This window comes from Aquimarina agarivorans (genome assembly GCF_000218485.1).
In the GTDB taxonomy this organism is placed as follows: Bacteria; Bacteroidota; Bacteroidia; order Flavobacteriales; family Flavobacteriaceae; genus Aquimarina; species Aquimarina agarivorans.
The window spans coordinates 1-776 of sequence record NZ_AFPB01000119.1 but is presented as its reverse complement, the minus strand read 5'-3'; the positions used below and the strand labels follow the sequence as shown (position 1 = coordinate 776).

Below are 776 nucleotides of genomic sequence, written 5' to 3'. Positions count from 1 at the left end.
GTCCAGTTTGATTTGATGGGGAGTTACTTTTAGAACTTCTATATCTTTTAAATATTCGAGATAATAAGAAAGGTGTTTTGTTTTGGATTTGATGGTGCTTTCTTGTAATCCTATAGTGGTTAAATATTGCTGATAGGTGTTTAAATAATCCATCGGTAGGTTGATTTTAAAAGGTTACGCTTAAGTCTTTTTAAAATAATTATGGTCGCTAGAGTTTTTCTAAGGTTTATAAGGCTTTCCAGTGTTTTGGCGACCAGTACTAAATCGGTCGCAAGCGCTATACCTTTTTATTATTGACCTTGGCGACCGATTTTAAAAATGGTCACTACTGGTCGCTAATTATAATTTATTAATTTGAGATTGTAGTTCTTGCTTTATTTTAGATCGCAAAGCTTTATGATTATCCCAGTACACGATCTTGTATTTAAATCCTCGATTGATATAACCAAACTGCTGTAAATACTCTAGTTCTACCAATTGTTTTAGATAACTATTGATTTGTGATTTACCTAATCCCGTAAGCTGTTTCACATCAAAACGATTAAACAGTTCCTCTTCGCCTTTCTTTTTAATACCTTCTTTTAGCTTTTCAAAAAACTGTCGTAGACTTCCGTGGAGTTCATCTACTTTTAAAATGATGGTTTCAAAAAGGATATCACAAGCTAATTGTAAATCTTGTTTTGTTGTTAGCAGCCGTCCCTTCTGGTCTTTGGTTCGTTGGAATTGATGCCACCAGGTTACCTGAGCAACCAGGTGTTGATACATCCCATGCAGCC

The 776-nt window shown here is 34.7% G+C and carries 1 protein-coding gene; it reads right to left on the bottom strand.

All coding sequences use genetic code 11. The features are described 5' to 3' along the window. Positions 1-339: 339 nt before the first annotated feature. On the bottom strand, positions 340-776 hold a 437-nt coding region (locus GMC_RS19270; protein WP_040472456.1), incomplete at its 5' end, for a hypothetical protein.